General features: G+C 63.9%; 13 protein-coding genes. 8 read left to right on the forward strand and 5 right to left on the reverse strand.

What is annotated here, in order from left to right; translation table 11 throughout:
* Positions 1-194: 194 nt before the first annotated feature.
* The 4 genes from P3T18_RS09305 to P3T18_RS09320 form a co-directional block, all read right to left on the reverse strand.
* Positions 195-995: a PhaM family polyhydroxyalkanoate granule multifunctional regulatory protein gene (locus P3T18_RS09305; protein WP_429299620.1), complete on the reverse strand. Its 801-nt coding sequence runs from the start codon at positions 993-995 to the stop codon at positions 195-197.
* 61 nt (positions 996-1056) lie between these two features.
* A complete protein-coding gene (locus P3T18_RS09310; RefSeq protein ID WP_429299621.1) occupies positions 1057-1923 on the reverse strand; it encodes an enoyl-CoA hydratase/isomerase family protein in 867 nt (288 codons plus the stop codon).
* A 55-nt stretch (positions 1924-1978) separates the two neighbouring features.
* A complete protein-coding gene (locus tag P3T18_RS09315) occupies positions 1979-3199 on the reverse strand; it encodes an ABC transporter substrate-binding protein (RefSeq protein WP_429299622.1) in 1221 nt (406 codons plus the stop codon).
* 209 nt (positions 3200-3408) lie between these two features.
* Positions 3409-4392, reverse strand: coding sequence for a fumarylacetoacetate hydrolase family protein (locus P3T18_RS09320; RefSeq protein ID WP_429299623.1), 984 nt, complete (start codon positions 4390-4392; stop codon positions 3409-3411).
* A gap of 185 nt (positions 4393-4577) precedes the next feature.
* Here P3T18_RS09320 and P3T18_RS09325 point away from each other — a divergent pair, with 185 nt between their 5' ends.
* The 7 genes from P3T18_RS09325 to P3T18_RS09355 all read left to right on the forward strand — a co-directional run bounded on the left by P3T18_RS09325 (position 4578) and on the right by P3T18_RS09355 (position 12853).
* Positions 4578-5480 carry an IclR family transcriptional regulator gene (locus P3T18_RS09325; protein WP_429299624.1) on the forward strand — a complete coding sequence of 301 codons (903 nt, stop codon included), beginning with the start codon at positions 4578-4580 and terminating at the stop codon, positions 5478-5480.
* A 242-nt stretch (positions 5481-5722) separates the two neighbouring features.
* A complete protein-coding gene (locus P3T18_RS09330) occupies positions 5723-6958 on the forward strand; it encodes a DUF3108 domain-containing protein (RefSeq protein ID WP_429299625.1) in 1236 nt (411 codons plus the stop codon).
* 167 nt (positions 6959-7125) lie between these two features.
* The gene (locus P3T18_RS09335; RefSeq protein ID WP_429299626.1) at positions 7126-7914 is read left to right on the forward strand and encodes an alpha/beta fold hydrolase; all 789 of its coding nucleotides are present in this window, start codon (positions 7126-7128) and stop codon (positions 7912-7914) included.
* 119 nt (positions 7915-8033) lie between these two features.
* Positions 8034-8291: a BTH_I0359 family protein gene (locus P3T18_RS09340; protein ID WP_007179533.1), complete on the forward strand. Its 258-nt coding sequence runs from the start codon at positions 8034-8036 to the stop codon at positions 8289-8291.
* Positions 8292-8568: 277 nt separating this feature from the next.
* Entirely contained in the window at positions 8569-9639 is a 1071-nt protein-coding gene (locus P3T18_RS09345; RefSeq protein WP_429299627.1) for a homocysteine S-methyltransferase family protein, read from the forward strand.
* Between the two features lie 128 nt (positions 9640-9767).
* Positions 9768-12485 (forward strand): methionine synthase, encoded by a 2718-nt coding sequence (gene metH / locus P3T18_RS09350; RefSeq protein ID WP_429299628.1) that lies wholly within the window; start codon positions 9768-9770, stop codon positions 12483-12485.
* A 158-nt stretch (positions 12486-12643) separates the two neighbouring features.
* Positions 12644-12853 carry an acid-shock protein gene (locus P3T18_RS09355; RefSeq protein ID WP_429299629.1) on the forward strand — a complete coding sequence of 70 codons (210 nt, stop codon included), beginning with the start codon at positions 12644-12646 and terminating at the stop codon, positions 12851-12853.
* A 198-nt stretch (positions 12854-13051) separates the two neighbouring features.
* Here the strand turns inward: P3T18_RS09355 and P3T18_RS09360 are convergent, their stop codons facing one another.
* Positions 13052-13378 (reverse strand): DUF1840 domain-containing protein, encoded by a 327-nt coding sequence (locus tag P3T18_RS09360; protein ID WP_429299630.1) that lies wholly within the window; start codon positions 13376-13378, stop codon positions 13052-13054.
* 476 nt (positions 13379-13854) lie between these two features.
* Between P3T18_RS09360 and argS the strand changes: the two genes are divergently transcribed.
* Entirely contained in the window at positions 13855-15645 is a 1791-nt protein-coding gene (gene argS, locus P3T18_RS09365; RefSeq protein WP_429299631.1) for an arginine--tRNA ligase, read from the forward strand.
* Positions 15646-15687: the final 42 nt, after the last annotated feature.

Consider the following 15687-nt stretch of genomic DNA (forward strand, 5'->3'; position numbering starts at 1 on the left):
ATGATAGCACGCTGACTTTACCGATCCCGCGCTATGACAGACGCAATTGCGGTGCCTGGTTGACGTCACTCAACAAAAATACAACTTGGGAGTATGGACGACGATCCCTGTCAAAACCATGACAGATGCCGCCGTCACCCAACCATTCAGCATGCCTCTCTAACCGGCCATGCGGCCCCGTTTGATTCCTGCCGTTAAATAGACTTTTTCGTGGCACGCGTGCCCGACGCGCTCGTGCCGCTCGCCCGTTTTGCTGCGCCCGTCGCGGCTCGCTTCGCCGCGGGACGTTTGGCCGCGGTGCTCACGCCGGCGTCCGGCGCGTCCTGCGCAGCGGCCGATTCCGCCGACGACGCAGAGCCGCCCGCTTGCGCCGACGCGTCGCCGGCCGCGCCGCTGGTGCCCATTCCCGTTGCGGCGGCAGCCACCGCGGGTTGGGTCATCGCAAACTGGGCGATCTGGTTGAATTGCGATTGCAACAGATTCCACCATGCCGAGGCGTCGAACGGCGGCGTGGTTTCCCCCGCTTCCTTACCGTCGCTTTCTTCGCTTTCCGGCTCGGCCGGCGCGGACGCGCTCTTCGCTTCCGGATGCGGCCAGCCCGTAGCGGGAGCAGGACTCGGCGCGGCGCTCGCAGCCGGTTGCGCCATCGACGACTGCGCGAACGCGCCGAATGCGCGCAAGGTCGCGAGCGTCGCGCGCTGCACTTCGAGCGCCTGAATGGCCGACTGCAGCATGCTCAGATTCAGCTTCAGCCACTGCTCGACCGCGCGCATATCGGTGATGCGTTTGTCGAGTTCTTCAACATTGGTGAGCGGCGCCATCATGTCGGACATCATCGACAGCGACGGTCCGAGACCGCCGCCCGGTTGCGCACCCGACAAGCCCGAACCGAACGGCGACATGCGCATCATGCCCCACATGCGTTCGAGCATGTCGGTGGGCGGAAAACCGGGAAAGCCTGGGAACGGCGGCGTAGTGCCGGATGTGTCGGTCATGCTGGTCGCCTCGCTGCGTCAGAAGAAGAAAATCGCGCCGTGCCGCGCGCCCTCGCGTCGATCATACCGCGCGGGGCGGCTTGCCCTGCCACGGATCGGTGCCGCCGAAATCCGGCGCGCGGCGCTCGCGCAGCGAGTTCACGCCTTCGCGCACGTCGGGTCCCGCGAAACCCATGAATTCGAGCGCCAGCGAGGTATCGAACGCCGGTCCTGCCGAGCGCAACCAGTTGTTCAGCGCGTACTTGGTCCAGCGAATGGCGGTCTGTGAGCCGTGCGCCAGTTTCTGCGCGACTTCGAATGCCTTGGCCTGCAGATCGCCTTCGTCGACGGCGAGCGACACGAGGCCGATCCGCTCCGCCTCTTCGCCGCTCACCGGCTCGCACAGCAGCAGGTAATACTTGGCCTTCGCCATGCCGCACAACAGCGGCCAGACGATCGCGGCATGATCGCCGGCGGCCACGCCGAGCCGCGTGTGTCCGTCGATGATGCGCGCGGTCTTCGTGGCGATCGAAATATCCGCGAGCAGACCCGCGACGAGCCCCGCCCCCACGGCCGGCCCATGCATGGCGGAGACAATCGGCTTGCTGCAGTTGATGACGTTGTAGACGAGATCGCGCGCTTCGCGCCAGACTCTGGCGCGCACGTCGAAATCGGTTGCCATGTCTTCGACCAGTTGCAGATCGCCGCCCGCCGAAAAGCCCTTGCCTTCGCCGCGAATGATCGCGACACGTGTTTCGGGGTCCCGATCGATATCGCGCCAGATTTCGGCCAGCTCGAAATGCATGCGCGCGTTTGCGGTGGCGAGGCTGCTTTTGTTGGCACCCTCGCCGCTCATCACGACTTCGAGCACGCCATGCGGATGACGATGCATCTGCAGCGACTGGTAGTGCGCGTAGAACGCGTCGTTACTGTGTGGTGCGTGAGACATGATGAGCAATCCGAGTGTCGTACATCCGTTAAAACCGCGCGGCAAACTACGCGTGTCAGCGCGGCTGATAAACCCACTTTCCGTTCTGGATCTCGACCATCACGCGGGCGCGCTGGTCGAGGCCGAGGTGATCGTTGGCGCTCATGTTGACCACGCCATTGGTGTCCGCGAGACCGCGCGTCGCTTCGAGCGCGTCGCGCAGCGCACGGCGGAATTCCGGCGTGCCGGGCGCGGCCGACTTCAACGCGATCGGCACGGCATGGCCGAGCAGCAAACCGGCGTCCCAGGTGTACGAACCGAACGCGGACACGCTGCCCGGTCCGCGCAGCGCTTCGAAGCGGCCGATGTAGTCGAGCGCGAGACGTTTGGCGGGGTGATCGGCGGGCAGTTGCGCGGCGACCAGCACCGGGCTCGCGGGCAGGAACGTGCCGTTGCAATCGGCGCCGCACACTCGCAGGAAGTCGTTATTGCCGACGCCATGATTGTGATAGATCAGCCCTTTGTAGCCGCGCTCGCGCAGCGTCTTGGGCGGCAACGCGGCGGGCGTGCCGGCCGCGCCTACTACGACCGCATCCGGATGGGTGGCGAGAATCTTCAGGATCTGGCCGGTCACGCTCGGGTCGGTGCGGTTGAAACGCTCGCTCGCCACCATGTTGATGTGGTGGATCTGCGCGAACTTCGCCACCTCGGTGTAGAACGTTTCGCCGAGTGCGTCGGCCTGACCGATGAACGCGATGGTCTTCACGTTGTGCGAGCTGGCATGTTCGGCGATTGCCGACGCCATCATCGCGTCGGTCTGCGGCGTCTTGAAGACCCAGTGGCGCTTCGCATCCACCGGCTCGATGATTTTCGCCGACGAGGCGAGCGAGATCATCGGCGTTTCGCCGTCTGCCACCACGTCGATCATGGACAGCGAGTTCGGCGTGATCGACGAACCGATGATCGCATCGACGTGAGTCTCGGAGATCAGCTTCTTGGTGTCCTGCACGGCTTGCGTGGTGTCGGAGGCGTCGTCGAGCACGATGTATTCGACGCTCTGCCCGCCGATCTGCTTCGGCAAAAGCGTGGCGGTGTCGCGAGCGGGAATGCCGAGCGAAGCGGCCGGTCCCGTCAGGGAAAGCACGAGGCCGATCTTGACCTGCGCGAGCGCGATGGCAGGCAAAGCGCCGATCAGCGCGGCAGCCACGCGGGCGAGTTGCTGTTTCGGCCGGTTCACGCGGGTGAATTCACGCGCCGCTGCATTTTTTCCAGGTTTGGACCACTCAAATCGCGACATCGTGTCTCCTCGCGTCGGTTTTTCGTTTTGGTGAACTGCGGGGCACGCCTGCGCATTTCGCTATGTGCCGCCCCCGCAGTGAAACGGCGGCCGACCACCCCGGGCGCGCCGCCGCGCCAGTCAGTGTAGCGGCGCGTCGTAACGGCGGCATCGGGCGAAACCCTTTCGTCAGGACACAGACCGCGTGCCGCGCGCACGACTCGCCGTCGTCAATCCAGCGGCGCGATGCCCTGGTCGATCGAACCGAAGATGGATTTGCCGGCTTCGTCGAACATCTCGATGCGAACCGTGTCGCCGTACTTCATGAACTCGGTTTGCGGCGCGCCGTGTTCGATGGTTTCCAGGCAGCGCTTCTCGGCGATACAGCAATAGCCGCGCTTCGCGTCCTTGTTCGAGACCGTGCCCGATCCGACAATCGCGCCCGCCCGCAGATTGCGCGTTTTCGCCGCATGCGAAATCAGCTGGCCGAAGTGAAACACCATGTCGGTGCCGGCGTCGGGCTGGCCCACTTTCTTGTTGTTCCAGTGGACGATCATCGGACGGTGCACGCGGCCTTCGCGCCAGTGCTCGCCGAGTTCGTCCGGCGTGACGGCGACCGGCGCAAACGACGTGGCAGGCTTGCTCTGGAAAAAGCCGAAGCCTTTGGCGAGTTCAGCCGGGATCAGATTACGCAGCGAAACGTCATTCACGAGCGTGATGAGCCTCACGCCGCGCAGCGCCTGGTCGGGCGTGGCGCCCATCGGCACGTCGGTCGTGATGACCGCCACCTCGGCCTCGAAGTCGATACCGAACGCTTCGGACGCGCACAGCACGTCGTCTTTCGGGCCGATGAAGTCGTCGCTGCCGCCCTGATACATCAGCGGATCGGTCCAGAATTCCGGCGGCATTTCCGCGCCGCGCGCGCGCCGCACCAGTTCGACGTGGTTCACGTAGGACGAGCCGTCGGCCCATTGGAAAGCGCGCGGCAGCGGCGCCATGCACTCCTTCGCGTCGAAGGCAAAGGTGTTGCGGGCGCGCCCGTGGTTCAGCGAGTCGTACAGATCCTGCAATTGCGGCGCGTAGAAGGCCCAGTCGTCGAGCACGCGCTGCATGGTGGGCGCGATCGCGTCGGCGATGGCCGCGGTTTGCAGGTCGCGGGACACGACGATCAATTGACCGTCGCGCGTGCCGTCCTTCAGCGTGGCAAGTTTCATAGCAGAGTGGAACCGTGTTGGTGACGATAGAAGGAATCTATTCTACGATGGTGAATCGGCGCGGCCCAAGTGCCGCAGTCGGGCCGGCATCCTCGGCCCGCTTACGCGCGGCATCGGGCGACACCGCGCGCGTCACCCGCGCGTCACCATCTACCGTTTTTTAACGCGCTTCGTGCGCCTTGCTCATGCCTCCAACTGCCCGTTCCGGCATTCGTGCCGACGCCGCATCCACCGCGCCTGTCGAGCCGCTCGACACCGTCGACACACCCGACACCGATGACGACGCCAGCGAAGCCGGCGAAGAAAAGCTGCGCTCGGGCATCCAGTCGATCGAGGTCGGCTTTCGCCTGCTCGACGTGTTGACCCACGAACCACGCGCCATGATGCTGCGCGATCTGGCGCAACGGGCCGGCATGAGTCCGGCGAAAGCGCATCGCTATCTGGTGAGTTTCCTGCGGCTCGGCGTGGTGGCGCAGGACCCGCTGTCGGGACGTTACGAACTCGGCGGCTTTGCGTTGCAGCTGGGGCTCGCGCGCCTCGCTCGCGTGGACGGCGTGAAGCTCGCTCGCATCGCGCTGGCCGAGCTGCGCGATCGTCTCGATCTGACGGTCGGCATCGCGGTGTGGGGCAATCAGGGGCCGACGATGGTCCACTGGATGGAATCGAGCCATCCCGCCAAGGCTTCGCTGAAACTCGGCGACGTGATGCCTTTGCTTAGTTCCGCCACCGGCCTGCTGTTTGCCGCTTATCTGCCGTCGAGCAAAACGGCGGCCATGCTCGACCGTGAACTCGCCGATTCGCGCCGCGCTTCGCATGTCGGCGGCCCGCGTACCCGCGAGGAAGTGGAACGGGTGCTGGCCGATGTGCGCAAGCACGAGGCTGCTCGCGTGGAAGGCATGTTGCTGCCGACCATCCACGCGTTCTGCATGCCGGTGTTCGATTCGACCGGCGATCTCGCGCTCGGCCTCATCGCGCTGGGTCACGAAGGCGTGTTCGACATCAGTTGGGGCGGCGAGATCGATACGGCGATGCGTGAGTGCGCGCAGAGGCTGTCGTACGAGCTGGGCTATAGTGCGACGCCACGCTGAGCGTGGTCGACGCCGGGCATCGAACCGGTCAACCGTTCAACCGTTTGCCGTGAAGTGGGGAACATCGCCGTTCGACCGTGAGTCGAAAACCTTCGCTGCCTGGGGCGCGCGAGGTTAGCGCGGCGTTTGATGCGCCACGTCCGCCTTAGCAGGTCGTGAACCGTTGACATCCGTGCATCGAACCAGACCCTGGCGCTTTACCCGCACCCATCTACCGCTTATATCACGATCCGCACTTGCCCATGCCGTCTTCCTCCCACGCTAACCTACGCCCTTCTGCGCCGTCCGGCGCACTGCGCGTTGCGGCACGGATGGCGCGCTGGATCGCCGTGTTACTGGTGGTGGCCGTGTTGCACTGGATCGCGGCGCAATGGGTCGAGCGCAATCGCGCCAATCTGAATGCCCGCGACTCCGAACGCGTGCCGGTACAGGTGGCGCTGCTGACGCCCGAACGCGTCGAGCACAAACCCGCGACAAAGCAGCGGCCCGCCGCGCCCACGCCTGCGCCGAAGCCGGCTGCCGCGCCCAAACCCCGCGAGCACGTACTGACAGCGTTACAACCCACGAAGCAGACGCCCGCGATCGCCCCGCCGTCCACCGCCTCGGACACGGCGGCGAGTGCGGCAAGCGCGGCTGCCTCGGGCGCGGCCAGCAGTGCGGCGAACACCGGCGCGGCCAGCGCCACTGCCGCCGCCAGCGCGCCGCCAGCCGCAGCGGGCGTGAAATTCTCCGTGCCGCCTTCCGGCGAACTGCAATACGACACGTTCTACAACGGCGTGCGCAACCAGCCCGGCACGATCCACTGGACCAGCAGCGCGCAAGGCTACGAGATGGTGGTGTCGGTGCCGCTGCCGTTCGTCGGCACCTTCGTCTATTCGAGTCATGGCCGTATCGACGCATTCGGCCTCGCGCCGGATCAATACGTCGAAAAACGCGGACGTCGCGCGGAAGACATCGCCATCTTCAATCGCACGGAAAAGAAGATCGCCTTCACGCGCACGCCGGCAGCCTTGCCGCTGCCCGACGGCGCGCAAGACCGTTTCAGCGTGGTCATGCAACTGGCAAGTCTCGTGCGTGGCGATCCGGCTGCCTATCAACCCGGCGTGACGCGGCAATTCTTCGTGATCGACAGCGACAGCGGCGAAAACTGGCCCGTCGAGACGATCGGCAACGAAACCATCCGGACCGCGCAGGGTTACCTCGATACGCGCCATTTCAAACGCCTGCCGCGACACGACGGCGACCAGCGACGCATCGACGTGTGGCTCGCACCTTCGCTCGGCTGGCTGCCCGCGCGCATCATGCAAACTGAACCAAACGGTACACAGATCGAACTGGTCTGGCGCGGCAAGCTCGACGCCGGGCAAAATCCCGATGGCGCTGCCACACCTGCCGCGCCGCCAGAAACTTCACCCGACACCCCACCCGCCGCGCCGGTCGATTCGACCGTCCCCGGCAATGCGCCCGAAAAGCCCTGACTTCGAGTAGGGACTCGAGCAGATCGCAGAAACTTCCACGCGTTGGCTCACTCGCACGAAGAGTTGCAACCGTTCGCACGTTCAGCGCGTATATGTCCTCGTGGCAAAGCGCCGCGGCGTTCGCGGCGAACGGCTCTTTCCACTGCGATCCTCTTCAAGGAGCCCGCATGCAAGTGAACATCAACGGTATCGAGACGCGCTACGTACTGAGCAACGAGGGCGGCGGCCCATGGCTGACCTTCGTGCATCAGCTTGGCGGCGATCTGTCGGTGTGGGACCAGATGGCCGGCTATTTCCGCGAGAATTACACCGTTTTGCGTTACGACGTGCGCGGGCATGGCGACACAGCGGTGTCGCCGGAGCCGTTCGGCGTGAGCGATCTGTCCCGCGATCTCGCCACGCTGCTCGACAAACTGGGGGCGCCGAGCACGCATCTGGTCGGCATGTCGATGGGCGGCATGATTGCGCAACAGTTCACGCTGGATCATCCCGACCGCGTCGATTCGCTGACACTTGCCGACACTTCCGCCGGCACACCGTCCGAAGCACGCGCCGCGTGGGACCAACGGGCCGCTGCGGCACGCTCCGACGGCATGGCGGCGCTGGTTCCCGCCACCCTGAACCGCTGGCTGACGCCCGATTTTCAGACCGCCCATCCCGAAGCCGTCGAGCAGATTCGCGAGGTCCTGAGCCATACGTTGCCAGAAGGATACGCAATGGCGTGCACAGCGCTGCGCGATTTCGACGTAAGCAGTAAGCTGGGAACAATACGTCGCCCGACGCTCACTGTGGCTGGCCGCCACGATACGGGCACGCCACCTGCTTATACGCAGGCAATAGCAGACGCCATCGAAGGCGCCCAGTTCGAACTCCTCGACGCCGCTCATCTTGCGCCCGTCGAGCAATCTCACCGTTTTGCTGCACTGCTTGAAATGTTTCTTGGAAGGCCGGTCTAACCGGTAGGTTCGGAACTTTTACAAGCGTCAATCCGGACCCACCCCTTGAATTCCAAACCATAAGCTCCACCTATGGCGCAGGAACGGCCAAGGAGCCAACGGAAATAAGGAGTGTCGCCATGCAAATGATCTACAACAGCCCCAACTACTGTGTCGTCGAGTTTCCGCCGCAGGAAGGTCCGCTGGCCATGAAGTCTGGTGGCTACGAGATCGTCGACAAAAACATGCAGCGCGAAATTTACATCGACGGTGCAATGGCGGCGCGCTTTCGCGAGCACGTGCAGAAGCTGATCGAAGAAGAACCGTCTTTGGACGAAGTCGACGAGTTCCTCGGGCAGTTCGACAGTCTGATGCATCAGCCGGTCATTCTTCACTGAGTTTTCTTCTCGCAGCACGTAGGCAGCACGTTTGGCGACATTTGTAGACCGCGCCGCCCGGCTTGGCCGGCGGTCATGACAAAGCGGTCCACATCGATAAGACGGTCCAGCAGGCTTCGCGCTCGCTGGGCCGTTTTCTTATCCAGTTTCGAGTGGTTTTCGCCATGCGCGCCACCCCGCCCCGCGCCCCGGCCGTCCGAGGCGCATCCCCGTCAACACGGCTACAATGACAGGTTTCCCGCAAACCCGAAAAAGCCGGCGCAAGCCCTCGTCCGCCATGAACCAGCCTGCTCAAATCGCCACGCCAGCCCGTTCCGACGCCACTTACACGCGAGGCACGGCGCTGCCCGCGCTGCTCAAGTCGCGCATCCTGATTCTGGACGGCGCCATGGGTACGATGATCCAGCGCTACAAGCTCGACGAAGCCCGTTATCGCGGTGAACGCTTCAAAGACTACGGCCGCGACATCAAGGGCAACAACGAGTTGCTGTCGATCACGCAGCCGCAGATCATCGCCGAGATCCACGAGCAATACCTCGCGGCGGGCGCGGATATCATCGAAACCAACACGTTTGGCGCGACCACGGTCGCTCAGGCCGATTACGGCATGGAAGACCTCGCGGTCGAGATGAATCTCGAATCGGCGAAACTGGCGCGAGCCGCCTGCGACAAATATTCCACGCCGGACAAGCCGCGCTTCGTCGCGGGCGCCATCGGGCCGACGCCGAAGACCGCCAGCATTTCCCCTGACGTGAACGATCCGGGCGCGCGCAACGTCACGTTCGACGAACTGCGCACGGCTTACTACGAGCAGGCCAAGGCGCTGCTCGACGGCGGCGCCGATCTGTTCCTCGTCGAGACGATCTTCGACACGCTCAACGCCAAGGCGGCGCTGTTCGCGCTGGACGAACTGTTCGAAGACACCGGCGAGCGTTTGCCGATCATGATTTCCGGCACCGTCACCGACGCATCGGGCCGCATTCTCTCGGGCCAGACCGTCGAAGCGTTCTGGAATTCGTTGCGTCACGCCAAGCCGCTCACCTTCGGTTTGAATTGCGCGTTGGGCGCGGCGCTCATGCGCCCGTATATCGCCGAACTGGCCAAGCTCTGCGACACTTATGTCTCGTGCTATCCGAACGCCGGCTTGCCGAATCCGATGAGCGACACCGGCTTCGACGAATTGCCCGCCGACACCTCGGGTCTGCTCAAGGAGTTCGCGCAGGCCGGGCTCGTAAACATCGCGGGCGGCTGCTGCGGCACGACGCCGGAGCACATCGCCGCGATTGCCCAGGCGCTGGCCGAAGTGAAGCCGCGTCAGTGGCCGACGCAATACCGCGACGCGGCCTGAGCCGAGGCGCTAACGCAGCCCTTCCAGGTAACGTGTCTGGCGGGCCGCGCCCCGCCGGCCGCGCTTGAACAGCACGCAATCCGCTCGCATCCCGTATCCATCGCACGTAACCGAATCGCACTCACGCCATGACCGATCACACCATGCGCCTTGCCGGCCTCGAGCCGTTCAACGTCACGTCCGGGACGCTCTTCATCAACGTCGGTGAACGCACCAACGTGACCGGCTCGAAGGCGTTCGCGCGAATGATCCTGAACGACCAGTTCGACGACGCCATCGCAGTCGCGCGTCAGCAGGTCGAAAACGGCGCGCAGGTCATCGACGTCAACATGGACGAAGCGATGCTCGATTCGAAAGCGGCGATGGTGCGCTTCATGAATCTGATCGCCTCGGAGCCGGACATTGCGCGCGTGCCGATCATGATCGACTCGTCGAAATGGGAAGTGATTGAAGCCGGCCTGAAATGTGTGCAGGGCAAGGCGATCGTCAACTCCATTTCGCTGAAGGAAGGCGAGGAAGCGTTTCGCCATCACGCGAACCTGATTCGCCGCTACGGTGCGGCGGCCGTCGTGATGGCTTTCGACGAACAAGGCCAGGCCGACACGTTCGAGCGCAAGACCCAGATCTGCAAACGCTCGTATGACTTTCTGGTGAACGAAGTCGGCTTCCCGCCGGAAGACATCGTGTTCGACCCGAACATCTTCGCAATCGCCACGGGTATCGAAGAACACAACAACTACGCCGTCGACTTCATCAACGCGACGCGCTGGATCAAGGAAAACCTGCCGTATGCGAAAGTGAGCGGCGGCGTGTCGAACGTGTCGTTCTCGTTCCGCGGCAACGATCCGGTGCGCGAGGCGATCCACACCGTCTTCCTGTACCACGCAATCCAGGCCGGCATGGACATGGGCATCGTCAACGCGGGTCAGCTCGGCGTGTACGCCGATCTCGACCCGGAGCTGCGCGAACGCGTCGAAGACGTGGTGCTCAACCGTCGCGAAGACGGCACCGACCGTTTGCTCGAAATCGCCGACAAGTTCAAGACCGGCGCGGCGAAGAAAGAAGAGAACCTCGAGTGGCGCAATCAGCCGGTTGAAAAGCGTCTCGCGCATGCGCTCGTGCACGGCATCACGAACTTCATCACCGAAGACACCGAAGAAGTGCGCGCCAAAATCGCAGCTGATGGCGGCCGTCCGATCAACGTGATCGAAGGCCCGCTGATGGACGGCATGAATATCGTCGGCGACCTGTTCGGTCAGGGCAAGATGTTCCTGCCGCAGGTGGTGAAGTCGGCGCGCGTGATGAAGCAGGCCGTCGCGCATCTGATTCCGTTCATTGAAGAAGAAAAGAAGCAGATGGCCGAGGCCGGCGCCGACGTGCGCGCGAAGGGCAAGATCGTGATCGCCACGGTCAAGGGCGACGTGCACGACATCGGCAAGAACATCGTTTCGGTGGTACTTCAGTGCAATAACTTCGAAGTGGTCAACATGGGCGTGATGGTCTCGTGCAACGACATTCTCGCGAAAGCGAAGGTCGAAGGCGCGGACATCATTGGTCTTTCCGGGCTGATTACGCCGAGTCTCGAAGAGATGGCTTACGTCGCCTCCGAAATGCAGCGCGACGACTATTTCCGCGTGAAGAAGATTCCGCTGCTGATCGGCGGCGCGACCACCTCGCGCGTGCATACGGCCGTGAAGATCGCGCCGCATTACGAAGGGCCGGTGGTGTACGTGCCAGACGCGTCGCGTTCGGTGTCGGTGGCGTCGAGCCTGCTCTCGGACGAAGGCGCGGCAAAGTATCTGGACGAACTGAAGTCCGACTACGACCGTATCCGCGATCAGCACGCCAACAAGAAAGCCCAGCCGATGGTCACGCTCGCCGAGGCCCGCGCGAACAAGACGAAAATCGACTGGGAGGGCTATCAGCCGGTCAAGCCCAAGTTCATCGGCCGGCGCGTGTTCAAGAACTTCGACCTGAGCGATCTGGCGAACTACATCGACTGGGGTCCGTTCTTCCAGACCTGGGATCTGGCCGGTCCGTATCCGGCCATTCTGAATGACGAGATCGTCGGCGAGTCGGCGCGGCGCGTGTTCTCGGACGGCAAGTCGATGCTCGCGCGTCTCATTCAGGGCCGCTGGCTGCAGGCCAACGGCGTGATCGCGCTGTTGCCGGCCAACACGGTGAACGACGACGACATCGAAATCTACACGGACGAATCGCGCTCCGAAGTTGCGCTCACGTGGCGCAACCTGCGTCAGCAAAGCGTGCGTCCGGTGGTGGACGGCGTGATGCGGCCGAACCGGTCGCTCGCCGACTTCATCGCGCCGAAAGACTCGGGCGTCGCCGACTACATCGGCATGTTCGCGGTCACGGCGGGTCTCGGCGTCGACGTGAAGGAAAAGCAGTTCGAGAAAGACCACGACGACTACAGCGCGATCATGCTCAAGGCGCTCGCGGATCGCTTCGCCGAGGCGTTCGCCGAAGCCATGCACGCTCGCGTTCGGCGCGACCTGTGGGGCTACGCGAACGCCGAGACCCTGTCCAACGACGACCTCATCGCCGAGAAATACCACGGCATCCGTCCGGCGCCCGGTTATCCGGCTTGCCCGGATCACCTCGTCAAGCGCGATATGTTCGAGGTTCTGCAGGCCAACGAGATCGGCATGAGCGTGACGGAATCGCTGGCGATGCTGCCGGCGGCAAGCGTCTCGGGCTTCTATCTGGCGCATCCGGACAGCACCTACTTCTCCGTCGGCAAGATCGGTCAGGATCAGCTGGAAGACTATGCGCAGCGCATGTCGCTCTCTAAAACGGACGCGGAACGGGCGTTGGCGCCGTTGCTTTAAGCCTTGTGTGGCGGGGAACCCACTATATCGGGCCACATAGGCTGAATATTTGCGGCAGCGTAATTTTCGGCTTTGTAGACTGACCTGGGTTTCAACCCGCCAGACGCGGCAAAAACGCGTCGGCTTATCTATTTGCAATCGTCAACGGAGAGAATCGTATGAAGAAGCTGACGCTGTTATTGACTGCTGTTTCGCTCGTCGCCGGGGCTTCGGTCGCGCTGGCTCAGCCTGCCGCACCCGCCGGCTCCAGCGCGGTCAGTTCGTATTCGCCGCCCACGGAGAAGCACGTCAAGAAGCCTAAGAAGAAGAAAATGAAGAAGGGTGCGTCGGCGCCGGCAGCGGCCCCGGCGGACGCGGCCAGCCAGTAAGCATCGGAATGGACGGCCTCAACGAGGCCGTCCGAAACGAAAGAGCCCGCTCGAAGCGGGCTCTTTTCATTGGTGCGCATTGCTGCGCGGTACTCCGGGCGCTGGCTGGCTCACGGCGCGTTTGCTCACGCCGCCGCCGCTCATGCCCCTCACGGGCGCCTCCAGAACGCCAGCCGGGACTAAGCGCCCGTGGCCGGACTACAGCCCCCAGACGATATCCGCGTTTTCCTTCTGCGCTGCGCGCAGCATGTCGAGGAACGGATACGCGCGCTGGGCGAGGCCCGGCGGAATCTCGTGATGCTCGTGACCGTCTTCGCCTTCGTGGAAATGGCCGTCGTGCTCGGCGCGCTCCTGCTTGTCGACCGAGATTGCCGCTTCGAGCTTGGTGATGGCCGGGCCGAGTTCGTCGTGGGTAATGACGCCACGTTCGCCGAGTCGCTTACCGACGATGCCGACGAGATACTGGGCGAGGTTCTCCAGCATCATGACGTCTGGGCAAGCGCGACATTTGAAAGTAATCAGCATGACTGTTCCCTTTTTCGTTATGTTGGATCAATGCGCGCGCGCCTCGAAGCCGGCTACCGCCACGCATCACGTTGACGCGCCGATCAAGCGCGGCGGTCACGGCCCTGGCTGAGCATCTCATTGAACATATTAGCACCTGCTAAAATCCGTCTGGACGGAAAAGCGTGCTGCCTGCAACGCGTACGGCGCGGCCTGGAAAGCTTTGGCCGGGTCGCCTGGTTTTAAACCCGCAAGCCGCCTGAGAAATGCCGCAGCATCGACCGCATGATTGGCCTGAGCGCCGGGCGCACCGGCGCGTTAGCGCGCATCGCATCCAATGCGTTGCACGCAACGTGCCTGATAACGCGGCCGGCTGGACGCTTTGGTCCGCGCGGGCGTTTCGCCGCTTTCCACGCTTCTGACTGACCGGGCGCGCCTGCCGCGCGGCCGGCGCCTCTTCCGCATCACCGGATTGCCTCACTGGACTCGCAACAAGCATGCTGCCTGCACACAAACAAACCCTCGAAACCCTGCTCGCCGACACGGTCAAGCAGGTTGCTCAAGCATCCCAGGGCGAGAGCGAAGCCGCTTTCGTCTCGCCCGTCATCACGCTGGAACGTCCCAAGGTTGCCGCTCACGGCGACGTGGCGTGCAACGTGGCGATGCAACTCGCCAAGCCGCTGCGCGCCAATCCGCGTCAGCTGGCCCAGCAGATCGTCGACGCGCTGCTCGCGCAGCCGCAGGCGAAAGGCCTTGTCGACGCCGCCGAAGTGGCCGGCCCCGGCTTCATCAACCTGCGCCTCGCCGCTGCCGCCAAGCAGGCCGTGATCGCCGCCGTGTTCGCGGAGCAGGATGCATTCGGCCGCTCGCAACGCGACGCCGGCAAGCACGTGCTGATCGAGTTCGTCTCGGCCAACCCGACCGGTCCGCTGCACGTCGGGCACGGCCGTCAGGCCGCCCTCGGCGACGCGCTCTCGAACGTGCTCGCCTCGCAAGGCTGGGACGTGCATCGCGAGTTCTACTACAACGACGCCGGCGTGCAGATCCACACGCTCGCAGTCTCGACCCAGGCACGCGCGCGCGGCCTCGCGCCCGGCGACGAAGGCTGGCCGGCGTCGGCGTACAACGGCGAGTACATCGCCGACATCGCGAAAGACTATATGAACGGCGTCACCGTGGCTGCGAGCGACGGCGAGCCGGTCACCGGCGCGGGCGACATCGAAAATCTCGACGCGATCCGCCGCTTCGCGGTGGCCTATCTGCGTCGCGAGCAGGACATGGACTTGCAGGCGTTCGGCGTGAAGTTCGACCAGTACTATCTGGAGTCGTCGCTGTACAAGGAAGGCCGCGTCGAGAAAACCGTCGAGGCACTGATCGCCGCCGGCAAGACCTACGAGCAGGAAGGCGCGCTGTGGCTGCGCACCACGGACGACGGCGACGACAAAGACCGCGTAATGCGCAAGAGCGACGGCACCTACACCTACTTCGTGCCGGACGTGGCCTATCACGTCGCCAAGTGGGAACGCGGCTTCACCAAGGTCATCAACATTCAGGGCTCGGACCACCACGGCACGATCGCGCGCGTGCGCGCCGGCCTGCAAGGGCTCGGCATCGGCATTCCGAAGGGCTACCCCGACTACATCCTTCACAAGATGGTCACGGTCATGCGCAACGGCGAAGAGGTGAAAATCTCGAAGCGCGCGGGCAGCTACGTCACCGTGCGCGACCTGATCGAATGGTCGGGCGGCGCAACGCCGGGTTCGGAAGCGGCCGTCGATCTGATCGACGAGGAAACCATCCGCCGAGGCCGCGACGCCGTGCGCTTCTTCCTGATCTCGCGCAAGGCGGACACGGAATTCGTGTTCGACATCGACCTGGCGCTCAAGCAGAACGACGAAAATCCGGTGCATTACGTGCAGTACGCGCACGCCCGGATCTGCTCGGTGATCGCCGAATGCAAGGCACGCTACAACACCGACGAAAGCACGCTCGCGCAAGTGGACGTGTCGCCGCTGACGAGCGAACGCGCCATGGCGTTGCTGAACAAGCTCGCCGAGTTCCCGGACATGCTCCAGCATGCCGCCGACGAACTCGCGCCGCACGCGGTCGCGTTCTATCTGCGCGACCTCGCCGGGGAATTCCACTCGTTCTACAATGACCGTGCCGAACGCGTGCTGGTGGACGATGCAGCCGAGCGCAATGCGCGCGTCGCGCTGCTCGCCGCCACGCGTCAGGTGCTGGCCAACGGTCTCGCGACGATCGGCGTCTCCGCTCCCGTCAAGATGTAAGTCCTCCGGCGCACTATGCACGCGGCCGTCGTTATAATCGAC

Origin of the sequence: Paraburkholderia sp. GAS199 (genome assembly GCF_050436585.1) — a bacterium.
Classification (GTDB): domain Bacteria; phylum Pseudomonadota; class Gammaproteobacteria; order Burkholderiales; family Burkholderiaceae; genus Paraburkholderia.

Coding starts and splice junctions, on each gene's coding strand:
- P3T18_RS09325 (WP_429299624.1), top strand. CDS start 4,578: ATGCCTCCAACTGCCCGTTCCGGCATTCGTGCCGACGCCGCATCCACC.
- argS (WP_429299631.1), top strand. CDS start 13,855: ATGCTGCCTGCACACAAACAAACCCTCGAAACCCTGCTCGCCGACACG.
- P3T18_RS09320 (WP_429299623.1), bottom strand. CDS start 4,392: ATGAAACTTGCCACGCTGAAGGACGGCACGCGCGACGGTCAATTGATC.
- P3T18_RS09310 (WP_429299621.1), bottom strand. CDS start 1,923: ATGTCTCACGCACCACACAGTAACGACGCGTTCTACGCGCACTACCAG.
- P3T18_RS09330 (WP_429299625.1), top strand. CDS start 5,723: ATGCCGTCTTCCTCCCACGCTAACCTACGCCCTTCTGCGCCGTCCGGC.
- P3T18_RS09305 (WP_429299620.1), bottom strand. CDS start 995: ATGACCGACACATCCGGCACTACGCCGCCGTTCCCAGGCTTTCCCGGT.
- P3T18_RS09335 (WP_429299626.1), top strand. CDS start 7,126: ATGCAAGTGAACATCAACGGTATCGAGACGCGCTACGTACTGAGCAAC.
- P3T18_RS09315 (WP_429299622.1), bottom strand. CDS start 3,199: ATGTCGCGATTTGAGTGGTCCAAACCTGGAAAAAATGCAGCGGCGCGT.
- P3T18_RS09345 (WP_429299627.1), top strand. CDS start 8,569: ATGAACCAGCCTGCTCAAATCGCCACGCCAGCCCGTTCCGACGCCACT.
- P3T18_RS09360 (WP_429299630.1), bottom strand. CDS start 13,378: ATGCTGATTACTTTCAAATGTCGCGCTTGCCCAGACGTCATGATGCTG.
- P3T18_RS09340 (WP_007179533.1), top strand. CDS start 8,034: ATGCAAATGATCTACAACAGCCCCAACTACTGTGTCGTCGAGTTTCCG.
- P3T18_RS09355 (WP_429299629.1), top strand. CDS start 12,644: ATGAAGAAGCTGACGCTGTTATTGACTGCTGTTTCGCTCGTCGCCGGG.
- metH (WP_429299628.1), top strand. CDS start 9,768: ATGACCGATCACACCATGCGCCTTGCCGGCCTCGAGCCGTTCAACGTC.